Annotated in this window: 1 protein-coding gene; it reads left to right on the top strand. The window is 46.5% G+C overall.

Annotated elements, in window-relative coordinates; genetic code table 11:
- The coding region (locus R8N49_RS28595; RefSeq protein ID WP_318190632.1) for an amino acid ABC transporter permease at positions 1 to 611 on the top strand (611 nt) is incomplete at both ends.

The following is a 611-nucleotide window of genomic DNA, read 5'->3' on the forward strand; positions in this document are numbered from 1 at the left end:
CCCTCGCCTGTTTTACATCACGCTCGCGATTTTCACTGTGCTTCTTGCCTATGAAAAAACACCAAAACGTTTATGGATTTGGCTGTTCTTTGTCAACATCTATCCGTTTATCGTTGCTGCGCTTCTCTACGGTGGCGTGTTTGGCTTGGAGGTGGTTGAAACGCATAAATGGGGCGGATTGTTGGTCACACTGATCATCGCACTTGTTGGTATTGTGGTTTCATTACCGATCGGTGTCGCACTGGCTCTAGGCAGACGCTCTGATATGCCCATCATACGCAGCATCTGTACGATTTACATTGAAGTATGGCGTGGCGTTCCACTGATTACCGTACTATTCATGGCGTCCGTTATGTTACCGCTGTTCTTAGCTGAAGGTTCCGAAACGGATAAACTTATTCGTGCCTTAATTGGTGTGGTCATGTTCAGCGCGGCTTACATGGCAGAAGTGGTACGTGGTGGTTTGCAAGCCATTCCAAAAGGACAATATGAAGCTGCCGATGCGTTAGGTTTGAGTTACTGGAAGAAAACAGGCCTGATCATTTTGCCACAGGCACTCAAGATCACCATTCCTTCCATCGTAAACACATTCATTGGCCTATTTAAAGACA

It is taken from the genome of Vibrio sp. 1978, from assembly GCF_033344345.1.